The sequence below is a fragment of the Campylobacter sp. JMF_01 NE2 genome (assembly GCF_027737365.1).
In the GTDB taxonomy this organism is placed as follows: Bacteria; Campylobacterota; Campylobacteria; order Campylobacterales; family Campylobacteraceae; genus Campylobacter_B.
This window is the reverse complement of the sequence record NZ_JAOVTR010000004.1, coordinates 68,404-88,744: the sequence shown is the minus strand read 5'-3', so window position 1 is coordinate 88,744 and position 20,341 is coordinate 68,404. Positions and strand designations below refer to the sequence as shown.

39 protein-coding genes are annotated in these 20,341 nt (G+C 30.0%); 32 read left to right on the top strand and 7 right to left on the bottom strand.

The features are described 5' to 3' along the window. Nucleotides 1-150: 150 nt before the first annotated feature. From OFO01_RS07625 to OFO01_RS07585, 9 genes are all read left to right on the top strand, one after another. Entirely contained in the window at nucleotides 151-276 is a 126-nt protein-coding gene (locus OFO01_RS07625; protein ID WP_270859623.1) for a hypothetical protein, read from the top strand. Between the two features lie 14 nt (nucleotides 277-290). After that, nucleotides 291-416, top strand: coding sequence for a hypothetical protein (locus tag OFO01_RS07620; protein ID WP_270859624.1), 126 nt, complete (start codon nucleotides 291-293; stop codon nucleotides 414-416). Next, nucleotides 406-894, top strand: a complete 489-nt coding sequence (locus tag OFO01_RS07615) for a hypothetical protein (protein ID WP_270859625.1) — start codon at nucleotides 406-408, stop codon at nucleotides 892-894. Before OFO01_RS07620 ends, OFO01_RS07615 begins: the two co-directional genes overlap by 11 nt. Before the next feature lie 53 nt (nucleotides 895-947). Continuing rightward, complete coding sequence (locus OFO01_RS07610; protein ID WP_270859626.1) at nucleotides 948-1,178, top strand: hypothetical protein; 231 nt, start codon at nucleotides 948-950, stop codon at nucleotides 1,176-1,178. Nucleotides 1,179-1,267: 89 nt separating this feature from the next. After that, nucleotides 1,268-1,516 carry a ribbon-helix-helix protein, CopG family gene (locus OFO01_RS07605; protein ID WP_270859627.1) on the top strand — a complete coding sequence of 83 codons (249 nt, stop codon included), beginning with the start codon at nucleotides 1,268-1,270 and terminating at the stop codon, nucleotides 1,514-1,516. After that, entirely contained in the window at nucleotides 1,500-1,835 is a 336-nt protein-coding gene (locus tag OFO01_RS07600; RefSeq protein WP_270859628.1) for a type II toxin-antitoxin system RelE family toxin, read from the top strand. Before OFO01_RS07605 ends, OFO01_RS07600 begins: the two co-directional genes overlap by 17 nt. Before the next feature lie 32 nt (nucleotides 1,836-1,867). After that, nucleotides 1,868-2,419 (top strand): hypothetical protein, encoded by a 552-nt coding sequence (locus OFO01_RS07595; protein WP_270859629.1) that lies wholly within the window; start codon nucleotides 1,868-1,870, stop codon nucleotides 2,417-2,419. A 544-nt stretch (nucleotides 2,420-2,963) separates the two neighbouring features. Continuing rightward, a complete protein-coding gene (locus tag OFO01_RS07590) occupies nucleotides 2,964-3,545 on the top strand; it encodes a hypothetical protein (RefSeq protein ID WP_270859630.1) in 582 nt (193 codons plus the stop codon). After that, nucleotides 3,535-4,464, top strand: coding sequence for a Dam family site-specific DNA-(adenine-N6)-methyltransferase (locus OFO01_RS07585; RefSeq protein WP_270859631.1), 930 nt, complete (start codon nucleotides 3,535-3,537; stop codon nucleotides 4,462-4,464). The genes OFO01_RS07590 and OFO01_RS07585 overlap by 11 nt, the downstream gene beginning before the upstream one ends. Here the strand turns inward: OFO01_RS07585 and OFO01_RS07580 are convergent, their stop codons facing one another. Then, entirely contained in the window at nucleotides 4,465-5,421 is a 957-nt protein-coding gene (locus OFO01_RS07580; RefSeq protein ID WP_270859632.1) for a tyrosine-type recombinase/integrase, read from the bottom strand. Nucleotides 5,422-5,684: 263 nt separating this feature from the next. Here OFO01_RS07580 and OFO01_RS07575 point away from each other — a divergent pair, with 263 nt between their 5' ends. From OFO01_RS07575 to OFO01_RS07465, 23 genes are all read left to right on the top strand, one after another. After that, on the top strand, nucleotides 5,685-6,008 hold the full coding sequence (locus OFO01_RS07575) for a hypothetical protein (protein ID WP_270859633.1): 324 nt from the start codon (nucleotides 5,685-5,687) through the stop codon (nucleotides 6,006-6,008). A gap of 13 nt (nucleotides 6,009-6,021) precedes the next feature. Continuing rightward, nucleotides 6,022-6,201 (top strand): hypothetical protein, encoded by a 180-nt coding sequence (locus OFO01_RS07570; RefSeq protein WP_270859634.1) that lies wholly within the window; start codon nucleotides 6,022-6,024, stop codon nucleotides 6,199-6,201. A gap of 10 nt (nucleotides 6,202-6,211) precedes the next feature. Further along, nucleotides 6,212-6,643, top strand: coding sequence for a YopX family protein (locus OFO01_RS07565; protein WP_270859635.1), 432 nt, complete (start codon nucleotides 6,212-6,214; stop codon nucleotides 6,641-6,643). A gap of 50 nt (nucleotides 6,644-6,693) precedes the next feature. Then, complete coding sequence (locus tag OFO01_RS07560; RefSeq protein ID WP_270875536.1) at nucleotides 6,694-7,026, top strand: YopX family protein; 333 nt, start codon at nucleotides 6,694-6,696, stop codon at nucleotides 7,024-7,026. After that, the gene (locus OFO01_RS07555) at nucleotides 7,023-7,688 is read left to right on the top strand and encodes an AAA family ATPase (RefSeq protein ID WP_270875535.1); all 666 of its coding nucleotides are present in this window, start codon (nucleotides 7,023-7,025) and stop codon (nucleotides 7,686-7,688) included. The genes OFO01_RS07560 and OFO01_RS07555 overlap by 4 nt, the downstream gene beginning before the upstream one ends. 53 nt (nucleotides 7,689-7,741) lie before the next feature. Further along, entirely contained in the window at nucleotides 7,742-8,002 is a 261-nt protein-coding gene (locus tag OFO01_RS07550; protein ID WP_270859475.1) for a hypothetical protein, read from the top strand. 1 nt (nucleotide 8,003) lies between these two features. After that, nucleotides 8,004-8,234, top strand: a complete 231-nt coding sequence (locus OFO01_RS07545) for a hypothetical protein (RefSeq protein ID WP_270859476.1) — start codon at nucleotides 8,004-8,006, stop codon at nucleotides 8,232-8,234. A 7-nt stretch (nucleotides 8,235-8,241) separates the two neighbouring features. Then, nucleotides 8,242-8,514, top strand: coding sequence for a hypothetical protein (locus OFO01_RS07540; RefSeq protein ID WP_270859477.1), 273 nt, complete (start codon nucleotides 8,242-8,244; stop codon nucleotides 8,512-8,514). A gap of 13 nt (nucleotides 8,515-8,527) precedes the next feature. Then, nucleotides 8,528-9,016 carry a hypothetical protein gene (locus OFO01_RS07535; protein ID WP_270859478.1) on the top strand — a complete coding sequence of 163 codons (489 nt, stop codon included), beginning with the start codon at nucleotides 8,528-8,530 and terminating at the stop codon, nucleotides 9,014-9,016. 13 nt (nucleotides 9,017-9,029) lie between these two features. Continuing rightward, nucleotides 9,030-9,806, top strand: coding sequence for a hypothetical protein (locus tag OFO01_RS07530; protein WP_270859479.1), 777 nt, complete (start codon nucleotides 9,030-9,032; stop codon nucleotides 9,804-9,806). Next, nucleotides 9,799-10,095, top strand: a complete 297-nt coding sequence (locus tag OFO01_RS07525) for a hypothetical protein (protein ID WP_270859480.1) — start codon at nucleotides 9,799-9,801, stop codon at nucleotides 10,093-10,095. Before OFO01_RS07530 ends, OFO01_RS07525 begins: the two co-directional genes overlap by 8 nt. Nucleotides 10,096-10,107: 12 nt before the next feature. Continuing rightward, the gene (locus tag OFO01_RS07520) at nucleotides 10,108-10,239 is read left to right on the top strand and encodes a hypothetical protein (protein WP_270859481.1); all 132 of its coding nucleotides are present in this window, start codon (nucleotides 10,108-10,110) and stop codon (nucleotides 10,237-10,239) included. After that, complete coding sequence (locus OFO01_RS07515) at nucleotides 10,236-10,475, top strand: hypothetical protein (RefSeq protein WP_270859482.1); 240 nt, start codon at nucleotides 10,236-10,238, stop codon at nucleotides 10,473-10,475. Before OFO01_RS07520 ends, OFO01_RS07515 begins: the two co-directional genes overlap by 4 nt. 36 nt (nucleotides 10,476-10,511) lie before the next feature. Next, on the top strand, nucleotides 10,512-11,102 hold the full coding sequence (locus OFO01_RS07510; RefSeq protein WP_270859483.1) for a hypothetical protein: 591 nt from the start codon (nucleotides 10,512-10,514) through the stop codon (nucleotides 11,100-11,102). A 135-nt stretch (nucleotides 11,103-11,237) separates the two neighbouring features. Further along, entirely contained in the window at nucleotides 11,238-11,447 is a 210-nt protein-coding gene (locus OFO01_RS07505) for a WGR domain-containing protein (protein ID WP_270859484.1), read from the top strand. A 90-nt stretch (nucleotides 11,448-11,537) separates the two neighbouring features. Further along, the gene (locus OFO01_RS07500) at nucleotides 11,538-11,774 is read left to right on the top strand and encodes a type II toxin-antitoxin system HicA family toxin (RefSeq protein ID WP_270859485.1); all 237 of its coding nucleotides are present in this window, start codon (nucleotides 11,538-11,540) and stop codon (nucleotides 11,772-11,774) included. A gap of 1 nt (nucleotide 11,775) precedes the next feature. Next, on the top strand, nucleotides 11,776-12,150 hold the full coding sequence (locus OFO01_RS07495; protein WP_270859486.1) for a type II toxin-antitoxin system HicB family antitoxin: 375 nt from the start codon (nucleotides 11,776-11,778) through the stop codon (nucleotides 12,148-12,150). 321 nt (nucleotides 12,151-12,471) lie between these two features. Beyond that, entirely contained in the window at nucleotides 12,472-12,615 is a 144-nt protein-coding gene (locus OFO01_RS07490; RefSeq protein ID WP_270859487.1) for a hypothetical protein, read from the top strand. Next, the gene (locus tag OFO01_RS07485) at nucleotides 12,615-13,223 is read left to right on the top strand and encodes a lambda-exonuclease family protein (protein ID WP_270859488.1); all 609 of its coding nucleotides are present in this window, start codon (nucleotides 12,615-12,617) and stop codon (nucleotides 13,221-13,223) included. Before OFO01_RS07490 ends, OFO01_RS07485 begins: the two co-directional genes overlap by 1 nt. 63 nt (nucleotides 13,224-13,286) lie before the next feature. Then, nucleotides 13,287-14,561 carry a hypothetical protein gene (locus tag OFO01_RS07480; protein ID WP_270859489.1) on the top strand — a complete coding sequence of 425 codons (1,275 nt, stop codon included), beginning with the start codon at nucleotides 13,287-13,289 and terminating at the stop codon, nucleotides 14,559-14,561. Between the two features lie 16 nt (nucleotides 14,562-14,577). Next, complete coding sequence (locus OFO01_RS07475) at nucleotides 14,578-15,822, top strand: hypothetical protein (protein WP_270859490.1); 1,245 nt, start codon at nucleotides 14,578-14,580, stop codon at nucleotides 15,820-15,822. Nucleotides 15,823-15,959: 137 nt separating this feature from the next. Then, a complete protein-coding gene (locus OFO01_RS07470; protein WP_270859491.1) occupies nucleotides 15,960-16,406 on the top strand; it encodes a hypothetical protein in 447 nt (148 codons plus the stop codon). A 230-nt stretch (nucleotides 16,407-16,636) separates the two neighbouring features. Then, the gene (locus OFO01_RS07465; protein WP_270859492.1) at nucleotides 16,637-17,035 is read left to right on the top strand and encodes a hypothetical protein; all 399 of its coding nucleotides are present in this window, start codon (nucleotides 16,637-16,639) and stop codon (nucleotides 17,033-17,035) included. A gap of 51 nt (nucleotides 17,036-17,086) precedes the next feature. Here the strand turns inward: OFO01_RS07465 and OFO01_RS07460 are convergent, their stop codons facing one another. From OFO01_RS07460 to OFO01_RS07435, 6 genes are all read right to left on the bottom strand, one after another. Beyond that, a complete protein-coding gene (locus tag OFO01_RS07460) occupies nucleotides 17,087-17,392 on the bottom strand; it encodes a hypothetical protein (protein WP_270859493.1) in 306 nt (101 codons plus the stop codon). Between the two features lie 62 nt (nucleotides 17,393-17,454). Continuing rightward, nucleotides 17,455-18,309 carry a hypothetical protein gene (locus OFO01_RS07455; protein ID WP_270859494.1) on the bottom strand — a complete coding sequence of 285 codons (855 nt, stop codon included), beginning with the start codon at nucleotides 18,307-18,309 and terminating at the stop codon, nucleotides 17,455-17,457. Between the two features lies 1 nt (nucleotide 18,310). Beyond that, nucleotides 18,311-19,105: a hypothetical protein gene (locus OFO01_RS07450; RefSeq protein WP_270859495.1), complete on the bottom strand. Its 795-nt coding sequence runs from the start codon at nucleotides 19,103-19,105 to the stop codon at nucleotides 18,311-18,313. A 17-nt stretch (nucleotides 19,106-19,122) separates the two neighbouring features. Further along, the gene (locus OFO01_RS07445) at nucleotides 19,123-19,515 is read right to left on the bottom strand and encodes a hypothetical protein (RefSeq protein WP_270859496.1); all 393 of its coding nucleotides are present in this window, start codon (nucleotides 19,513-19,515) and stop codon (nucleotides 19,123-19,125) included. Further along, complete coding sequence (locus OFO01_RS07440) at nucleotides 19,499-19,990, bottom strand: hypothetical protein (protein WP_270875534.1); 492 nt, start codon at nucleotides 19,988-19,990, stop codon at nucleotides 19,499-19,501. The genes OFO01_RS07445 and OFO01_RS07440 overlap by 17 nt, the downstream gene beginning before the upstream one ends. Further along, the gene (locus OFO01_RS07435) at nucleotides 19,959-20,327 is read right to left on the bottom strand and encodes a hypothetical protein (protein ID WP_270875533.1); all 369 of its coding nucleotides are present in this window, start codon (nucleotides 20,325-20,327) and stop codon (nucleotides 19,959-19,961) included. Before OFO01_RS07435 ends, OFO01_RS07440 begins: the two co-directional genes overlap by 32 nt. Nucleotides 20,328-20,341 lie beyond the last annotated feature (14 nt).

Below are 20,341 nucleotides of genomic sequence, written 5' to 3'. Positions count from 1 at the left end.
GCTTGTAAAGAATGTTTTTCTCGCAATTATAACAGTGCTACTTTTGAGCGTATTTTTTGTTTCTTTTGAAATCATCAATTCCGAAATTTTAAGTAAATTGTAATGACCCTAGAAGAATTTTGCAAAATGTTTAACATTTCGGAATCAGAATTGGCACAATGGCGCAAAGAAAAGCCAAATTTGTATAATTTGCTGATGAACGAAAAAGAGCGAATTGAGAAAAGTCATATTTTTAATGTCGTGCAAGAAAGAGCATCGACAGAAGTTCATTTTTAAAAGGAACAATAAAAATGCAACCAGAAGCACTAATATTTATCATTGCTCTTATCGGAGCAATCTGCACGCCGTTGCTTATATTTGCGATGGCTCGTGAGATTAATCAAACAAAACAATTAGGAACAAAAGATGAGTTTTAAAATTTACACAGAAGAACAATTCCAAGAAATGCTTGAAATGCGAACGATTGACTTCGATGAAAGCTTCATAGTTAATCCAAATACAGCAGGTGTGTTTCAAAGTGATAGACACAGAGAAAATCACTTAAAGTATCTATTCAATCGCAGTAGCAAGTATTTTAATGATAGAACTAAATTCAATGTCTATTTCGAATTTGAAACCCAAGAATGGCTTGGCGAAAACAACAGAGAAAGTCTATTCTCAAAATACAAAACAATCTACGCTAAATGTAACCCAAAAGATTGTGGCTATCAGCGTTTTGACTTCAATGTAGGCAAAGACAAGAAAGCTAATCTTGACACGCTAAAAGAAGTAATTTTAGAACTTGAAAAATTAGATTTTTTTACTGATAGAACAAATGTCAAAGACTTAATCTATGTCTTCCACGGCAATCAAAAAGACTGCTTTACGCATTTTCATAGGCTTTTTCATCTATAAAGTTGAAAAAACAACAATCTATGAGATATAATTGCACATAGAAAGGATTAAAATTGCTAACTTATTTTTTAATTGCCACAGCCTTAGTTGCTATTGTTCTTGTTGCGATTTATATCAAAAAAAGGCGAGATAAGTATAAAGAAGAAATGGAATATATAAAATTTCTACAAGAGCAACTCAATCTATTTCAACATATACTTAACGGAAGAAGCGACAAAGACAGCAAAACCTGCAAAGGTCTTAAAAGAGAGATTAACAAAATTTATATGGAGCTTATATCATAAAAAGCGATAAAAATATCTAATTATCTATATAAAAGTATTGACAATAATATTCTTTTTTTGCTAAAATTCTAGTAAAAATGGAGATAAAAATGATAACAAAAACACAAGATAACCTAGCCATAAAGATGAGTATTACGCTAGATAATTCTTTAAAAAAAGAACTTGAAAACATAGCAAAACAGCTTGGTAAAACAAAAAGTGGCATTATTGCAGAAGCATTAGAACACTATTTCGATACAATAGATTTATTTTTAGCAGAAAAAAGGGCAAATGATGATGCTTCAAATTTCATATCACTCTCTGAAATGGAAAAACGCATAAATGCAATGGCGAATTGATTTTCACAAAGAGGTTTATAAAGAATTTGAAAAAATAGGCAAGGTAGATTCTTTGTTTATTATTAACAAGTTGAAAGATTTTGAGAAAAAGTATTCAGAAGAGTTTGAAAGAGAGTTAATTAAAGTCAAAAAAATCAAAAAGCTAAAAACCAAAAGCAACATATATAGATTAAGGTTGCGAACATTTCGTGTATTGTATGCAAAAAACAATGGTATTTTAAGGCTTTTGGTTGTTAGAGTAAGACACAGAAAAGATGCTTATCAAAATTTAGAAACGCTGGATAACATAGTTAAAGCCTTTGAAAATGAAATAGAATAAAATATATACAAATAGAAAAAAGGAACAATTCAATGGAAGTTTGGATAAGGGCAATAAAAAATAAGCAAATAACAGATGAAAAGCTAAGAGATGTATTTGAAAAATATTCAAATGAACCGACAGAAGAGCAAGATGTTGATGAGTTTATTTTTGATTATGACAGGACTGATGAAAGGCTATTTATTCCAATTTTTAAAGAGAATATAATGTCTGTTTCAGGCGATAGAGCCATAATAGAAAAAGAAAATGTAGAAACTATCTATTTCATAAACCAACTCTTTATTGCAACAGATAAATATTGCGACAAAAATACTTCGCCACAGCATTTATGCGAAAATTTTGTTTCGTATTATATAAGTGCTGATAGAGTATGTATGTTAGATATTGAGTGTATTGAGTTTATCAAAATGCTTGAAATGAGAACAATTAGAAGTCCAATATATAAAAATGTAGAAGAAATGATAACAAAAATTACAAATTTACACAAATTTCTTGAAAAAAATCGAGACAAATGCGATGAATTTGTTATAAATTTTGAAGAAAGCGAAGTTAAAATTTTAGAACCTAGATTAATGATGGCTTAGTTAAAATCCGAAAGAGCGCAAAACTCTTTCGGCAAAAATATATACAAAAGGAGCTTTTTGAACGACAAAATGCAAAAAGCTTTTAGGATAAGAACTTGCGCATTAGCGCAGTGTTTATTCTAACCAAATTTAACTTATTTTTCACACAAATTAAGCAATTTTGCGATAAAATCATCACTGCAACTGAAATTTTAGTTTCATTTTTTTTCGTTGCAGGCAACAAAATTAGTCAAGGTTTTTTAGATTTCCATTTTACTTTTGATTAATTTTGTTGTGGGTGAATTTGTTGAAAGGCGGCATCTCCCTTATCTCTAATTCCTTTGAATTGTGTCGCCTTTTTTGTTGATTTTAAGTTGCTTTTTGTTATAATCTCAATGCTAGTTAGTTGAAAAGGCACTCTTTTAGAGCCGCCTAAGTCGTATTTTTTTCGTGCAGTTTAGTAAAACTGCACATTTTTTTTTAATCACAACCTATTATTTTTTTGTTTTTAAATAATCTAATTTTTGCTATAATGTTTTTTTGAAGTTAAGAAAAAGGATATTTTTTGCAAAATAGCAAACCGATAGGTAAAAGCGATGATTCGAGCAAAGAATTCATTATAAAGTGCCTAAAAGGCGATAAAACTTATGGTTTTGATATTGACAGCATTTATTTGCTTCATAGAAGCGATATAAATCAATACTACATTTTTGAATATCTAAAATGTGAAAGTGAATATCTAACCCCACACGGCTCTGACCCAAAATACTATCCGTATAATTGGCGCAAATTTCACTCTTTATTTCAATTAGCCAAAAGATTAAAAGCCAAATTAATTTTAGTCAATTATGGAGATGGATACAAACAAGTAAAACTAGACAATGGCGAAATAGCACTGCAAGAACTACCAAATAAAGACAAATACATAAACGAAGTAAAACTATTCTATGTATCAGGCGTTAATTATGATGCTCTCAAAGAATATGAAAATACAGACTTTGCACACAGACCCAAGCATTTAGAATATTTAGAATACGAGCGAATAGAAAAAATAACACTCGATGAATTCTCTCAAAAACTACGACAACTAAATGCTCTTTGTGCTAATAGTCAAATAGACTGGGATAGGCTAAAAAATGAGTGCTAGTCCTGTTATAGTTAGTCCTATTTTGTATATGGGCAACAAAAGCCGTTTGATTAGGCGTGGATTGATTAATCTATTTCCTGATTGTATCAATACATTTGTAGATGTATTTGCAGGCAGTGCAACGGTTGCGATGAATACAACTGCAAATAATTATATTTTAAACGATATTGATGAAACACTACAAGAATATTATGCAATGTTTTCTAAGTTTAACGATAAGTATATCATAGAGCATATCAAACTAAGAATTGCAGAATTTAATCTGCCACAAAAAACAACAATTAGGTGTTTTAGCGATAAAGATGAAGTTGAAATTTACAAGCAAGCATATCATCGTTTTAGGGATAGCTATAATAAGCATAAAAACACGCTAGATTTATATACTCTTATGTTTTTTGCCTTTTCGCAACAATTTAGAGTTAATCAAAAAGGCGATTTTAATATGCCATTTGGCAATAACTGCTTTTCGGCTCAGAACGAAAAAAACATTATTAATGGTTGTAATTTTTTCTCTCAAAGCAATGTAAAGATACAAAAACAAGATTTTGTTGCGCTACTAGAACAAATTATTTTTAACAATGATGATTTTGTATATTTTGATTCGCCATATTCAATTACAACAGCGACCTATAATGAAAACGCCAAATGGGGCGTAGATGATGATTTTAGATTGTTTGAAATGTGTAAAATTTTACACAATAAAGGAATAAAATTTGGAATAAGTAATGTGCTTTTTAATAAGGGTATTGAGAATGTTATTTTGCGAGATTTCTGCAAAGATAATGGCTTTTATGTTTTTAGTCCAAATAACTTTCAATATCACGCCTGTGGCAAAGAAAACAAAAAGCAACAAGAGGTGTTTGTTTGCAATTACAAACCTTTTGAAACAAAATCTAATTTCTCACAGGTAGTTTTGTAATTACAACCTTGCAACTTCTTTCCTAACTATCCTATTATCGGCTTCTGCATAGATTAGCGTTGTATCTAGCTTTTTATGTCGCAAAGCCTTTTGTATAACTATCAAATTTGTATTATTCTGCACCATTTCAACTGCAAACGAGTGCCTTAAAATATGACAACCTCTTGCTTTTACAAGGCTGTTTTTATAGACATTATCTAGTGTTTTATAGACATTTTCTCTCGTAAGTCTAGTGCCATTATGTGTTAAAAAGACATAATCATCGCTCTTTAAAATAGCTTCTAAATACTGCATTTCTGATTCGATATAGGCTTTTGCAATAAAGGCAGTCTGTATATTTCCACCTTTGGCTAAAATACTAAGTTCATAACAATCATCTTCGCACTCTTCGATGTCTTTTAGTTTTAAATTTAGTGCTTCGCTTACACGCAAACCTGCTTTACACATTAATTTGACTAACAATGAATTTCGATAGTTCATATAGCTTGGGTTTTCGTTCATCTTTTTTTCTAAATAATTTAAAATTTTAGTAATATCATCTGATTGTATAAAATTCACACTTTTCTTAGTGTCTTTTTTGACTTTGAGTTTAAAACCTTGAAACAGATAGTCGAAATCCCATAAATTGTCGTTATTGCGATTAATAAATCTAAAAAACACAGAAATAACTCTATAATAACTCTTTTTAGTGCTATTTTTGATTATTTCTTTGGTATTTTTAAAAATATCTTCTTCTAACCATACAAAAAAAGCGTATAAGTGCATTTGTTTTAAATCTATTAGAGTTTTCCACTCGTAATTGTCATAATTCTCATACAAAAAATCACTAAACTTTAAAATCTGTCTTTTATACAAAGAAATTGTATTTTTTGAATAGTTTTTCGCAGTTATTTCAATTAAAAACGAATTAATCCAAAAATCGACACTATCTAAAAAATTGTCAAATTTGCCGTTCATCTTAAAATTCTCCCAAATATTATTCATAATAAGTTAATTATGTGTAATTATAGCATAAGAAAACTACAAAAGCAACCTTTTTTGATAGGCTTATTTTACTAACTTATTATGTATAATATAAACCTTAAAGCAAAAAATATTTTATAAATTTGAATAATTAAATAAAATTAATGCAAATTAATTAAAAATAATTATATAAATAATTGACTTTTAAGTTTAATAATGTTATAATACACTCATAAATTAAGAGATAGGAGATAAAAATGGAATTTAATTTACTAAATGAGTTAAAAGACAAAATAATCCACACTATTGAGATTGTTTTGTTTGCAAATGGAAATAAAAATCTAAAAATTGAATTAGTTGATTTTAGATTTCAAGCTGGTAAAGATTTTACATACAATGGAATTGAAATAGATTTGTTAGACAAAAATACTAACGAAAAAGTGTGTAATATAGTTTTTAACAATGTTAATGGAGAGCATATCACAATTAGCAAAAGATTTTCTAACAAAGAAGCGATTATTATTAGAGAACCGATAGAAATGAGCGATTTTAAATTTGCTCTTTCAGGATTTTTGAAATAATAAAGGATAAAAGATGAAAATCACACTAAGAACTGCGATGTATATTTCGCACAAAATTAGAGAGATTGAAAAAGATAAATACAGCAACGAAGCTTTGAATATCAAAAGAAAATTAGCAGAGTATGTGTCAAAATTGACTGATGATGAGTGGCTAGAATTAAAAAAACAATTTGAAAGACCACAAGCATATTAGGAGAATATAAATGAGAAATTTGGATTTTAGAGTGTTTTCACACTCAACAAAAAGATTTTTGAAAATAGATGACAGACTTTATAAAAACGGCAATAAATTTTATGTTGGTTTAGAATTCTTTGGTGGCGATGACATTCGCATTGAATATTATTGGAACGATAACAGCGATGAAATATTTACTGAAAATCCTGATGAAAGCAAATTTGCTATCAATCAATATACAGGCTTAAAAGACCGTAATAACAAAGAAATTTTTGAGGGCGATATTATCGAACTCGAAAACTTTATTTACCTAGTCGCACACGATGATGAAAATGCGTGCTATATGCTACAAACAATGCGCCGAGGCGAACTAAAAAACGATAAAAATTTTAACGGAAACTCTGCGAGTGTGTGTAAAGTCATTGGTAATTTTTACCAAAACGAGGATTTGCTGAAATGAAAAAATTAAAATACAGAGCTTGGGCAATAATAGATGAGTGCTATCTTGATATGGAGTCAGGCTATTTCTATCTAGCCCCTGATGGCACTTTTTATGAAATCACTAAGCTGAGAAACGGCGAAACCGATTATAACGAAGTCAGTGCAGATGTTCAGTTTTATACTGGACTTAAAGACAAAAAAGGAAAAGAGATTTATGAAAAAGACATCATAAAGTTTATGGGCAATTTGTTTGTGGTGTCATATAACGAAAACGAAGCGCATTATGCGCTACAAACTATGCGTTGTGGTGAGTTAAAAAACGATAGCATTCTAACTAGCTTTATTGCTAGTGTCGGCGAAGTTGTCGGCAATGTTTATCAAAATGGGGATTTGTTGAAATGAAAAATTTATATATCTTTGCAGGTGTAAATGGTTCTGGAAAATCAACTTTTTACATTAATCAATTAGAAAATAACGATTTTTATGGGGCAAGAATAAATTCAGATGAAATCGTGCGAGAATTTGGCGAATGGGACAATCCTATTGACCAAAACAGAGCAGGTCGCCTTGCTATAAAATTAAGAAATTCGTATTTACAAAAAGGCATAGATTTCAATATTGAAACTACCCTATGTGGTCATTCAATCGTAAATTTTATCAAAGAAGCCAAAAAAAGCGGTTATTATATAACACTTTTTTATGTAGGACTTGCAAGCGTAGAGCTTTCTAAACAAAGAGTAGCTATTAGGGTTGCAAAAAAAGGACACGGCATAGATGAAAAAACGCTAGAAAGGCGTTTTTCTCAAAGCTTTGAAAATCTAGCTAAAATAATTCCGATTTGCGATACCATCTATTTTTATGACAATAGTAAATTTATAGAAAATCAAAACGAGCAGAAATTTTCAAATTTAGTGAAAATCGCAGAGAAAAAAAATTTTAAAATTACAATTTTTGAAAATACTGCTTGGTTTGGAGATGTTTTAAAATCTAGTCTAAATCCAAATTTTGATTTTTTCATAGATAATTATTTTGACAAATCTAACCAAACGCAACAATTGCGATGATGACTACACTCCAAGCAGTGGATTAAAATTTTAAAAAACCAAAGGAGCAAAAAATGGCAAGACTAATCAGTAAAGTTGAAATTTCAAGAGAAATTTTAGAAAAGTATGCGAGTTTAGATGTCAAAAACTTGACCCTAAAAGTTAATGACCTAGCTAAAAAGGGAGAAAAAATGGAAAAACTAACCGAGAAATCAAAGTTTTTTATCGAAAACATTATTGATTTTGGTGCAAAATCAGGCAATGAAAAAGAGATTGCTGAACAGCTAGAAAACGCCCTTAAAGAGCTATATTTGAAGCTAGTTAGCGAGTATTGATATGGTAAATTCTTGGGAGTTTTGGGAGTGCTACCACAAAGTATATGATAAATGTGCTAACTATGAGATGAACGCAAGTGATGTTGAACTAACTTTCTACTCTAATCACAGTGGCGACTATTTTGTTTTTGATTTAGAGCGAGAAAACATTAAATTTATCCCACAAAGTGGCAGTGTAAAATTTGATGATGAAGTTGTCGAAGTTTTAAATGAAATTTTAGAGGAGTGGTAATTTAAAAATGAAAAAGTTTGAAGTTAAATACATTGTATGCGATGAAGCCCATAAAATGGGCGCAAAAGATGGTTATTGTCAAGGCAAAAGCGATATGGTAGAAGCAGAGAGCGCAGATGAAGCGATTTCGATTGTTGCTGAAAGAATTGCTAATACAGCCGAAAAGATTTATTTACACGATGTGGTTGATTGGTGCTTTGAAGCAAAAGGAGCATTTGTTAATGTTGAAACTGGCGATGATACATTGTATTATGATTGCTTTACGGCAGTCAAAGCGTAAGAGGCGCAGATAAATGCGAGTTATCGGCTACACAACAGCAAATGAAATTCTTTACGAATTAACTGCCGATTACGCAATTACTGAATTTGGGCAAGTTTATGAAAGAGATAAAATGGGCTTGGGCGATTGGGTAGAAATGGATATTCCATATTTTTATTACAAAAGCAAAATCGAGCCAAAAGATGACCCAAGCGAAATTTTAAAGCAAATAGTTCGTAGCGACCAAATCGTTATGAACGGCTATGTCGTAGATTTAGTAAATGATACCATTGATGGCACAGAGTCGTTTGAAGTTGTCGATGATGAAAGTCAAGATTTTGTAATTTTTGGTATTAAAAATTTGTATGTCAAAGTCTATGATGATGACAATAAAATCATACCTATTACAGAAAAAATCATCGCAAAATCAAAAGAAGAAGTTGAAGAGTTAAAAAACAAGCTAGAAGCTGTTGTAAAGGCTTATTTTTGTCATAAGCCTGATGAATTTGAAAAATTAAATTAAAAAAAGGAAACAAATGAAAAATCAAAGAAATAATCCAAATTTTCAACTATCAGCACCATTGGGTTTTTTGTATAATCAAGAAAAAAATACATTAAGATTGCAGTATTTTTTTAAAGTAGAAGTGTTGCAAGGTTTAGAAAGCGCAGTGAAAATATGCCATAAATATCTTAATTTGCTAAATTTAATCGAAAAAAAGGATTTTTTAGCATTTATGACAGAAATGATAAATTTAACAGGATTTCATTTGTTTGAAAAGAAATTTTATGAAAATAATCCTGAATATGCCGTTGCCGAAGTAATCAATGCAATGTTTAATGCGCATAAACATAAAGATGATGAATTTTTTAATATGATTTTTCAATATTTCATAAAAAAATGTGGCTATTATTACATAACACCTATAAGTGATATGAACGAACTCTATAATGGCGAATATGCTTCTCCAAACTATAATCACGATATGGAATATATAAAAGATTTCACACAAAGACAAGAAAAAGAACTAAACATAAGAGAAGAGCAGTTGAAGCTTATAGAATATGAAATCACAAAAGCACAAAAAGAAAACAAGATAGCCTTTATGAATGAAGTTTGCAAAAAAGGAATAGGTATTTTAAGAGAATATCTGTTTATAAAATCAGGCATAATTGTAGAATGGTTTAAAAAAGACCATTATCATCGCACACATAGCATAAAAGTTCGCACAAAAGAACATATTTATGAATTTGAAAGCGATTGGAGTGATTTTAAATGCTTATTTCATCAAATAAAGGATTTGAAAAATGATTGAAGAACTAAATAATGCTAGTCAATCACTAGCTTGGTTGCCATACGCAATAATGTTTATGCCTTTTATTGTTTCTTTTGGCTTTATTCTTTTTTTTAGGCGGTTTTGCGTAATGCTTATTATTGGAATTGTTGCAATGTTTGGAATTAGTTATTGGCTTTTTGGTTCAGCTACTCAATTTTTATTTTATTTGTCCGATTCGTTCGTAAGAAATGTATGTGTGTTGTATTGGCTGATGTTTGTATTTTCATTGTATATTGATTTGAAAATAAGGTTTGGAAAAATGGAATAGGAGAATAGAAAAATGGTAATAATAGATGAAAGTGGATTCGTTCCAGCGTGGATATTTGAAGTTGCAACTAAAAGAAAATTAAAAGCTTTAAAATCTAAAATACATAGAAAATTTTTAAGAAAATCTAAAAAGGATAAAAAATGAAAGAACGAGGCACAGTCTATTTTCACGAATGTGGCAACGAATTCAGCGAAGATGTAATTACTGAAATTAAAGCAAGAAAGGAAGATTTGTCAAATAATCTTTTTGATAATAAATACTGCGAAGGTGTTAGAATTGATTTTAACGGATATGTTTATATTGTTCCTAGTAAAGTCGATGAATTTAAACAAAAAATAGATGATTTAGTCAGCGAATTTCAAAAGGAATTTGGGGTTTGAGTTTTTAATAAAAACATATAAAAACAGGAATATAAAATGAGCGCAATAAGTTTTAAAATATTCAATATAATACTCTTAAATTTTATCCCATATTTATGTTTATTTCTTTGTCTATTTTTAAAATTGCGAGGCAAAAGCATAAAAAAACCATTAATGGTTTTTATTGTATATGTATTGTTTTTTGCAATCCCTTTTAGCTACAAATTTGGCTATGGTTGGTTTATTCCGAATGTAATTCAACCTAGTTATTGGGAGTTTAAACAGCTTTGCAATCTAAACACAAAAACGCAAGAAAATTTACCAAATTTGGATAGAGAAATTTTATATAATGATATTTTAAAAAAATATTTTGATACGGATTTGAATTTTGTCAAAAATAATATGAAACCACATAAACACACAGAATATGACCCAAAAACATATCCTGTCGTTTTACAAAAATATGTTATTAAAAAAGACTCTGATAGATTTCAAAATACACTAGTCATCTTTGTAAAAACAGACAATAATGATAACATTATAGAATTGCAAAAAGCTTTTATTGAACCTTTATGGAAAACCAAAATGAATTTTAATGATATTTTTTTAAGTAGTTATCAAAATGATTTAAAATATTGTGAGGTTTAAAAAATCTAGCCGAGCCTGTGCTAACTCGGCTAAAAACAAATCTTTTTGAAAAGATAAGGAGTTTTCGCTTTGGATACAAAATGTATTTTAGGTTATTAAACTTAAAAAAGTCTTAATACAGAAAGGATTTTGTAGATGAAAACGAAACTATTCAAAAACACACGATACTATTTAATCGAACTGTCCAAAACGCTATTTGGCGAATTCGAACTCAGGCGCATTTATGGCAATGTTAATTATAAATCGAAAACAGGCGAAAGAGTAGCATATTTTAGCGACAAAAATCTTGCAATCAAGGCTTACGATTTGATTTTGAAACAAAAAATTAAAAGAGGGTATATGTAACTTATGTTTGTAGAATATATGATTTTCATATTATAAACATATATTAAGCATATATTTGATATTATAAACAATAAAGGTTTAAGGCGATAAGTGTCAAAATTTGAGAAATTAATAAAAAAGTTAGAAACAAATCCAAAAGATGTTACTTTTGATGATTTGGATAAAATATTGATTTTGCTAGGATATGAACGCAAGAATACAGGTGGTTCGCATTTTGTATATCGAAAGAAAAATGCGCAAACTTATACTTTACCAAGACAAAAGCCTATGCTTGTGTGCTATGTCAAAGATGTCTTAGACATTTATAAAGATTTAACAGGAGAATAAAATGAAAAAAGATTTAAATTATTATCTAAATTTACCTTATCAAGCTATCGTAGTAAAAGATACAAATTTTGATGATACAATCTACTATTATGCTTTTTATAAAGAATACAAATACATTAAAGGCACAGGCAAAAACGAAGCAGAAGCAATAGCCGATTTAAAAGAAGCTTTCAAGTGTGCTTTGATTGAGATGATTGCCGATAATGAAAAAATTATTGAACCACAAGCAGAAACAAGCGATAAAACTAAAAATTATGCAATTACGATGAAAGAAAATATTATGCAAGAAATTGATGAGGCAGCAAAAAAGCTTGGTATTTCAAGGTCTGCGTTTTTGGTTGTTTCGGCTAAAAATTATATTAGAGAATTTGTGTAAAATTACAACAAGTTCATTTTTGCCAAATGCGATAAAAATGACATATAATAATTAAATTGAAAATCATAATTTTCAATACTAAATATTATTATTAAAATACAAAAAAGCCAAAACACAACAAATTTTAACTTTAACTAATGTTTAATCTCTAAAAAATATAACATAAACGCCCTATTTTGGCAATACTAACAAAGTTTTAAAAAATCGAAAAGCATTTCATTTTATTAAAATATTTTTATATCTTTTTTATTTATTTTTATTGACTTTTAAGTTTAATTAGATTATAATATACTCAGATTTCAAGAGGATAGGAGAAATAAAATGAAATACATTTCTTTGGTAGAAATTAATTATCAAGGTGCGGTTGTCATCTATGGTGTTTTAGGCAAACAAGCTTACTTTGGCTACACAAAAAAAGAAGCAATCAAACGCTATCAAAACGAAGCCAAAAAAAGGGGCTTTTAATGGAAATCAAATTAGAGCAAGGAACACCTGAGTGGTTAGAATATAGAAAAAACAAATTTAACGCTTCTGAAACGCCGATTTTATTCGGCAGAGGTTTTATGAGCATTGAGGAACTTGCGAAAGTTAAATTGGGTCTAAAACCTAGCTATTTAGAGATTTTACAAAATAAACAATTTTTAACAGACAGAGAAAATAAAATTCTGACAGCTGTTAAAAAAGGTCAAGTTACAGAAAAAACTATTAGAGATACAATTAATAGCAAATACGGAACAAAATTTGAACCTATCGTGTTATTAGATGATGATGATGATAGATTTTCAGCAAGCCTTGATGGTTTTGATGGCGAAGTTATCCTAGAAATCAAAACAAGCTTCAACACATATAAGCATTTAGTTTCGCACGAGGGAAAAATACCGCCGACATACATTTACCAATGCTATCATCAACTAATGGTTAGCAAAGCTAAAAAGCTATTGTTTGTCGCAGGTTATTATGACAGCAATTTTGATTTAAAACTTGCAAGTGGAATTTTATTTGCTGATGAGGGTAAATTTGAAGTAATTCGACAGAAATGGAACAATTTTAGCCAAAAATACTTAACCTTTTAATTGAAATTTTAGTTTTATGTTGTATAATGATATATCATTAATATATCATTAAAAGGGTAAGAGATGGCTAAATATGATGAAAATGATAGGTTTCCATATCTACTTGCATTACAAGCAGATGAAAATAGTAAGTTGTTATTTTTTCAAATAAACAGCGCAAAAGATGAAGAAATTTACAATAGCGCACCTGATATAAACGCTGTTGTAAATTCTTTGGAACAAACGCTTCCAAACAATAATAGCGAATTTTTAGCGTGTGTCGCTGACATAAAAAATGATGCACTTCCTAGATTTAGCCAGTTGCATTTTTATACTTACGATGAAAAATCCAATGAGTTAGAGCCGACAAAATATTCTGTTTTTAGCTGGAGAGAAGCACAAAAAGATGTTATCGATTCTGCATTATCCGATAAAAATTCAGCTGATTTAACTTATAAATTAAGTGGTGTAAGCGATGAAAGCGTTAGTATTGATATTGGCTTTAAGCACAAAGAAAAATTATATACACAAACAATCACGATTGAAAATCTCGATAAAAATAATAACGATTTTTTAAATTTGGACAATTTTCAAGATGCCGTAGCTACTTTAAATAAACTTTTAAGCGATGAGATTGTTTTAAAAAGCGTTAGTAAAGTTCCAAATAAAACTTTGGAATTCGAGGATTTTAAACTAACCTATTCTACACAAGATGAAAAGGGAGAAAAAATTGGCGAATATGGAAATTTGGGCTTACAATACAACGCTCTTAGAAATATTGAAAACTTTTTAGAAGATAAAATCATTGAAAGAGAATTAAAATTAGGAACTCCGTTAGGTCTTGGATACAAAGAAGCTATTGATGCTGTGCTTAACAAAACTGATGCTAACAGAGATTTGCACGAATTATTGTGTTATTTACAAGGCGCAAATATTGAAGTAAGCGACAGAGAAATTTGGCGAGAACTTCAAAGAGAATTTTCGACTTTTGAAGAAATCGGTTTTGATAAAATATATCCGATTTTAGTGTTAGAAAAAATAAAAGAACTATCAAGCGATGTTTTATATCAAACAGAAATTTACGACAATATCGACAGGGTGTATGCAAATCTAAACAGCGAATCAATGTTTTTGGAACTTGAAGGAAGCAAACCTGATGGTGTCGAATACAGCGAAAAAGTTACTAGCAAAGAAACTCTTGTTTCAGCACTTGTCAATATAGCGCAATTTGCAAATGAAGCTGATTTCAAAATAATTGATGATTTCTTAAAAGAAAAAGAGGGAAAAGGTGTTATGGAAATCAAACAAGAGCAGTCGTTAAGAGTATCTCAAAACGAAGATAATAGTTTAAAAATTTAACAAAAAAGGATAAAAAATGAGTTTTGAAAATTTTAGAAAAAATCCAAGTTCGGTTGAAATCAATTTGTCTGATTTTGACCCTAAAAATGGCTTTGGAAAAGTTTTTTTTGGCGAAAAAGCAGTTAAAAGTTTAGAGAGGTCTATTGATAGCTTAGAAGTTGATAGAGTCAATGTTTCAAAAGAAAATCTTGAATCAACAAGAGCATTAGTGTATTATCATACGATTTTAGAAAAACTTTTAAAAGGGGTAAAAGATGAAATTAAACCACTTTTAACTAATGATTTAGAGCCTTTACAGCTTGTTTCTATTGTTTCAAAAGAGCAGTTAAATCTAAAAGTCGATGATACAAAGCCTTTGCAACTAATCACAGATGGTGTTTCTACATTAGCGCATTTAGGCGCAGGTGTCAGAGAACAACATAATATTGAGAGCGAAGAGCCATATTTTAGAGTTAATTACAGAAGTGATTTACTAACCGATGCAAAGAAAGCACGAGCTGATGAGAAATTGCGTATGGAACAAAGCTTTGTTTCAGAAGCTTTGGGTTTTAAAGGCTCTTTTTCAAATATGAAAAAAGCTTTTGAGATGGATAGCTCATTGCGTGAATTTTTTATAAATAATCCACGATTTATAGAAACACCTGTAAATTTCAGCGCACAAATTAAAAAGGTAAATTTTGCAGATTTGCCAAAAGTTGATTTTGCTAGTCTATTCGGTAATAGCGATACAATTAGGCAACTGCAAGAGGATTTGAATAAATTGCAATCTATGCTTAAAAACACAAATATGGATACCCTTGACATTAAAAATTTACCAATGCAATTTGTGGAATTAAATCGTTTGTTATCACAAATAGAAAAAGCTACGCAGTTATTACAACTAGATGATAATGTATTGTTAATGCTAAATGACACAGTAAAAATCGGTATGCTTAGCAACAAAGCTTTTGAAATCGAAGTTAATCCGAATTCAAATTTGGGCGAAAAATTGATGCAAACTCCATTTTCAACGCCTATTTTGTCTGATGAAATTCGAAAAAATATCGATACTGAATTAACAGAAAAATATGTTGATGCGCCTTGTAGCACTTCTGCTTTTTTAATTCTTTCAAAGCCATTTAAATTTGAAAGTGAAGAAAATTTAAAAATCAAAGAAGATTTAACAGAAAAAATTGATGCAAAAGTAGCCCAAACGGCAAATTTAGACCAAAATGTGAAAAATCTATTTGGTGAAGAAGAAACAAATTCTGTAAAAATGTAACTCTTTAAAACTTATAGGAATTTAGTTAATTCGGCTAAATTCCTTTACTTTTTTATATATTCTTTATTTATCTTTATTGACTTTTAAGTTTATATTAGCTATAATAACGGCATATTTCAAGAGGATAGGAGAAGACAATGGCACAACATTTTAAATTTGGATATTTTGAATATACGCAAAGACAATGGGAAGGTGCTGACCCTGCACCAGATATATTCAACGATGATTATGTTGAGGGTTGCGAAGCCGAAAACCACATTGAGGCTGTATCAAATTATTTAGACTATTTGCAAGAAGAAGACAACAAATATCCAAAAGTCGTGGAAACAGAAATTTTAAAAGATGATTACGGCTTTGATTATGCTTTAAAAGTTACAGCAGAATATTCAGATTATGGTAGTGATACAATGATTGAAAGAACTACTTATTATCTACCTGTCGCATTGGCTGTATCTGAGGTTTATGACATAGACAACGATATAACCGAGATATTAAAAGAAAGTCCTTCTGAGGCAATGCAAGCTTGTGAGCGTGAGAAAAAAGAGATAGTCGCTTTAAGTCAAAAAATAGAGGAGGTGCAATAACCTCCCCCTCCCTACTTTTACAGAAAAAATTTACTCATTTTTTATGAAATTCTATGATTTTAGAAAAAAATTTTAAAATTTTTACTCGTTTTTTATGAAATTTTATAATTTCAGAGCGTTTCAGAGCGTTTCATTTAGTTTCAGATGATTTCTATTGTTATTTATTTAATTTTATTTTGATTTAAGTTTAAAATTCTATAATAAGTGCATATTTAAGAAAAGGAAAAATAATGAAAACTTTTGAAATTTTTATTATGAAACACGACCGAAATAGTTATTATCGCAATGAAGGTAAAAAAATTGAAGAAATGATTACTTTTTCTGAATTTTTAAGAGAAACAGACCTAGATTTGATTACCAATGAAGAACCGAATGTGATTGCCGAGAACGAAAGGGAAGGATTAGGACTAGCTGAGGATAAGTGGCTTTTGCTTTGGGGCAGGCATTTGAAAGATAAAGACCCTTATTGCTGTTTGGGTAAAAGATTAGAGATATTATTTTTTGAAAGCAGCGAAGACAAAGACAAATATGTTGATAATCCTGGCACAGAAGAACAGCTAGTTCTTAAAGCATACTCTCTTGCTGCTATTGGAGAAATTGAAGATAAAAATGCTAGTCGTTTGGGTTAAAAAAATAACCTGTTGTAAATGTATTCAAGCAAACACACGACACCGCTTAGACTATAATCGCTCTTTGCGCTCCCTTAGCGTTTCGCCTTTGCTTTTGTCTTTTGGATTTTTTGCGCTCAAAATAATGAAAGCTATTGCGAAATTTGCCATTTTATAGCCCTTTGTGTAGCATTGCAAAACAAAGCTTTCAAAGGTTAGCGTGGTATCGTGTGTTTGCTTAAATACATTTACAAAATGTTCTAAGTTCTCTCCATAATCATAGACACAATTATCCATTTCGATAACTTCATCTGAAATTTTAGCCATTTTTGGATACATCTCTTCAATGCAACTATTGCCATTTGATTGCAAATACATTTTTAAATCTTTTGCAATACTAAATGCAAATGGTGTTTTGCCTACCCTACCCTATTTTGCTTTTAGCCCAAGGCTTTTATATTTTCGTAGAAATCGGCGATATCATAAATTGGTTGTTTGATAATATAAGAGCCAACTGCCCTATTTATCGTATTTACATAATCGCCAAAAAGGTTTTCACATAGTAGTAAAAATTCTTCTGTTAAGAACGGATTATTTAGACTAATATTTGAGCGTGCTTCGTAAAGATTGCATAAATCGCTTGCAAATTTGAGAATTTTTTCGTTATCTGTAAATTGCGTAAAATCTACCAAATCTTTTTGAGATGAAATGTATTCAAAAATGCGCTTGTTTTCGGCTAATATGGCGTTGTATCGTTGCCATAATTCAGGCGCATAATTGTTAATTAGCCCTTTTGCGCTTTTGTGTTCTTTGAAATAATCAAGTGCTTCTTTGTAGCTAATTTTTGCTGTTGTTTTGTCGCAAGTTAAAGTTATTATAGAATACTCTGCGTTTATGTCTAAAAATTGTTTTTTATTCGCATCTATGTGGAATAAATCGTGTTCTGCGCCTATGTTTTTGTAGAATTCGTTATTAATATAATCTATTAAATAATTTAGCCCCTCATTTAAAAATTCTTTGTATTTTGATTTGTCGTTAAATGTTTTTTGCACTAAAAACAAATCAAAACCAATTTCGTTTTTAAAATCTATTTTTGGAACACTATTTTGCAGATTTTGCTCTATTATGAATTGATTGTAAATTTTGCTTATAACCGTTTCGGTTTGGTTGCAAATTTCGCAATAAAAAGCTACATACTCTTTTAAAAGTTCGTTATTGTTTTTTATAAAAGCAGTGTTTTCATACTCATTGTTCGCTGCCACAAGGTCATTTGCAAGTTCTACAATATTGCGCATTTTATTCCTTTGGTTTTACAATAGCACTAGGTGTATGTGTAACTATTTGATTGCTAAATAGTTCGTTTCTGTAATTGTTTATAGTATCCAAAATTTCGGTATTTGCAATTAATTCATTATTTGAATCTGAATTAAAATGTTTTTTCAAAATTTCGATTTTTTCGCTATCTGTTTTTGCGCTCTTATTCTCTGCGACAATCAATGCACTTTTTATCATCGCTAAATCGCCGTGCGAATATAGTGGCGTTAAAACAACATTTAGATTTATCTCTTTTAGTTGCGCCACACTAAAAGCTTTAATCCACTCTTGGCAGTAAGGACACAATGGGTCTAAAAACAGATATTGGATACTTTTGCCGTTAGGGTTTAGATTGATAATGAAATCTTTTGGAATTGCGTTTAGGTATGGCAAAAACGATTGATATAGTGTTTTTTGCTCGAAATTTGCGTTAAAATCAACTCTCTCTTTTGTATCAATGATATTAGTTGCAATATATCTATCGTTGATGAGATAAAGTGGTTGCTTTATATTGTCTTTAACTATGACAATCTCTTCAATGGTAATATTGCTATCTGATTGCAATATGTTTTTTGAAAAGATTGTCGCATTTAGGTCTTTGTAATCAAAAGCAAAGGCAAAACTACCTATGCAGACAATACTACAAGTTAGTAGTTTTAGACTCTTTTTGCTTTCTTCTTTTGTAAATAGCCGACTCTTGGTATAAGTCGAGGGCGTATTCGAGCATTTGTTTCCAATATTTTTTGGGCTTTTGTCTTGGTTTTGTAAAATCTTCATATTCTTCCAAAAAAATCTTAAAAAAAGTCCAAGAATGGCTCTGGTTCTCCATTTTGTAAAATCTCCACAACAGAAGCCAACTCTCTAAACACGCAACGAACTGTATCTTGTTTATTCGATTCTGTTATTTCGTTTTCAGGCTCGAGAATTTGACTAAACATATATTCTGCTTCGCCTGAATCGGTTTTTCTAAAAACTTCAACTATGAAATTTTCTTGATGAGTTGTCGCTTCTAAAATAAATTCATCAGAATTATCATAGCTAAATTCAGGTATTTTTTTAATTAAACGACCTTCAAAATTGTGATTTGAAAAATAATCAACTACTTCTTGCTCATAATTTTGCATACATTCTCCTTCTAGTGGTTCAAATTTGATTGCTCCATCAAATTCATCATTGTCCTCGAACATTGTGTTCTCCTTCCTCTTGAAATAGTGTGGCTTTTATACCTATTGTTTTGTAATTGCTAAAAATTTTTTCTTTGTTTATGATTTGTTTTATAGTGTGAATCAACTTTTTGATTACATTATAATTGACTTCTGTTGTTACACCGACTAGATTATTGTCATAGCCAAGTTGTGTGGATAAAATTTTGCCTTTTTCGATATTGTAAGAAGCATTAAGAATATTAGTGCGATATTCAAATTGTGTATTACTGCCCCCTGCACTACCCAAACTATCAACACTTCCTGAGTTTGAATTTGTATAAAATTCATCGTTCATAAAATGAGGTATGTTTTGATTTGTATGTCGATAGTATCTATTAAAATATGGATTATTGTTTGCTAAAAGGGGTGTTTGAAAAAAAGTAAATAATACGAGTAAAAAAGCTAAAATTGAAGTAGTGGCTAGACTACCCCCCCCCCCCCCCAAGGATTCTATCATCATTTTCGCTTTCGATAGGGGTCATTTTAAACATACGAGTGCAATATAGGTTAAAAGTAACTAGATTGTAATCTTTAAATCTCTTATCAAATTTTTGGATTGATTTTAACATTAAGCTTCTAGGAACGCCATATTCACAACCTAGTTGAATAAACCAGCGATATTCAGAAATGGGAGATATATCAAATCTTGCTTGTCTATCCTTACCTTTATACTCGACATTGAAAAGTTTTTTTAAATCTTTTCGTGATTCGAAGTATTTTCTTGCGGCTTCCACTGAAAACGGTTCTTTGCTTAATTTTTCTAACTTTTTATCCATAAGAGTGATTTTATCCAATAATATCTTAAACA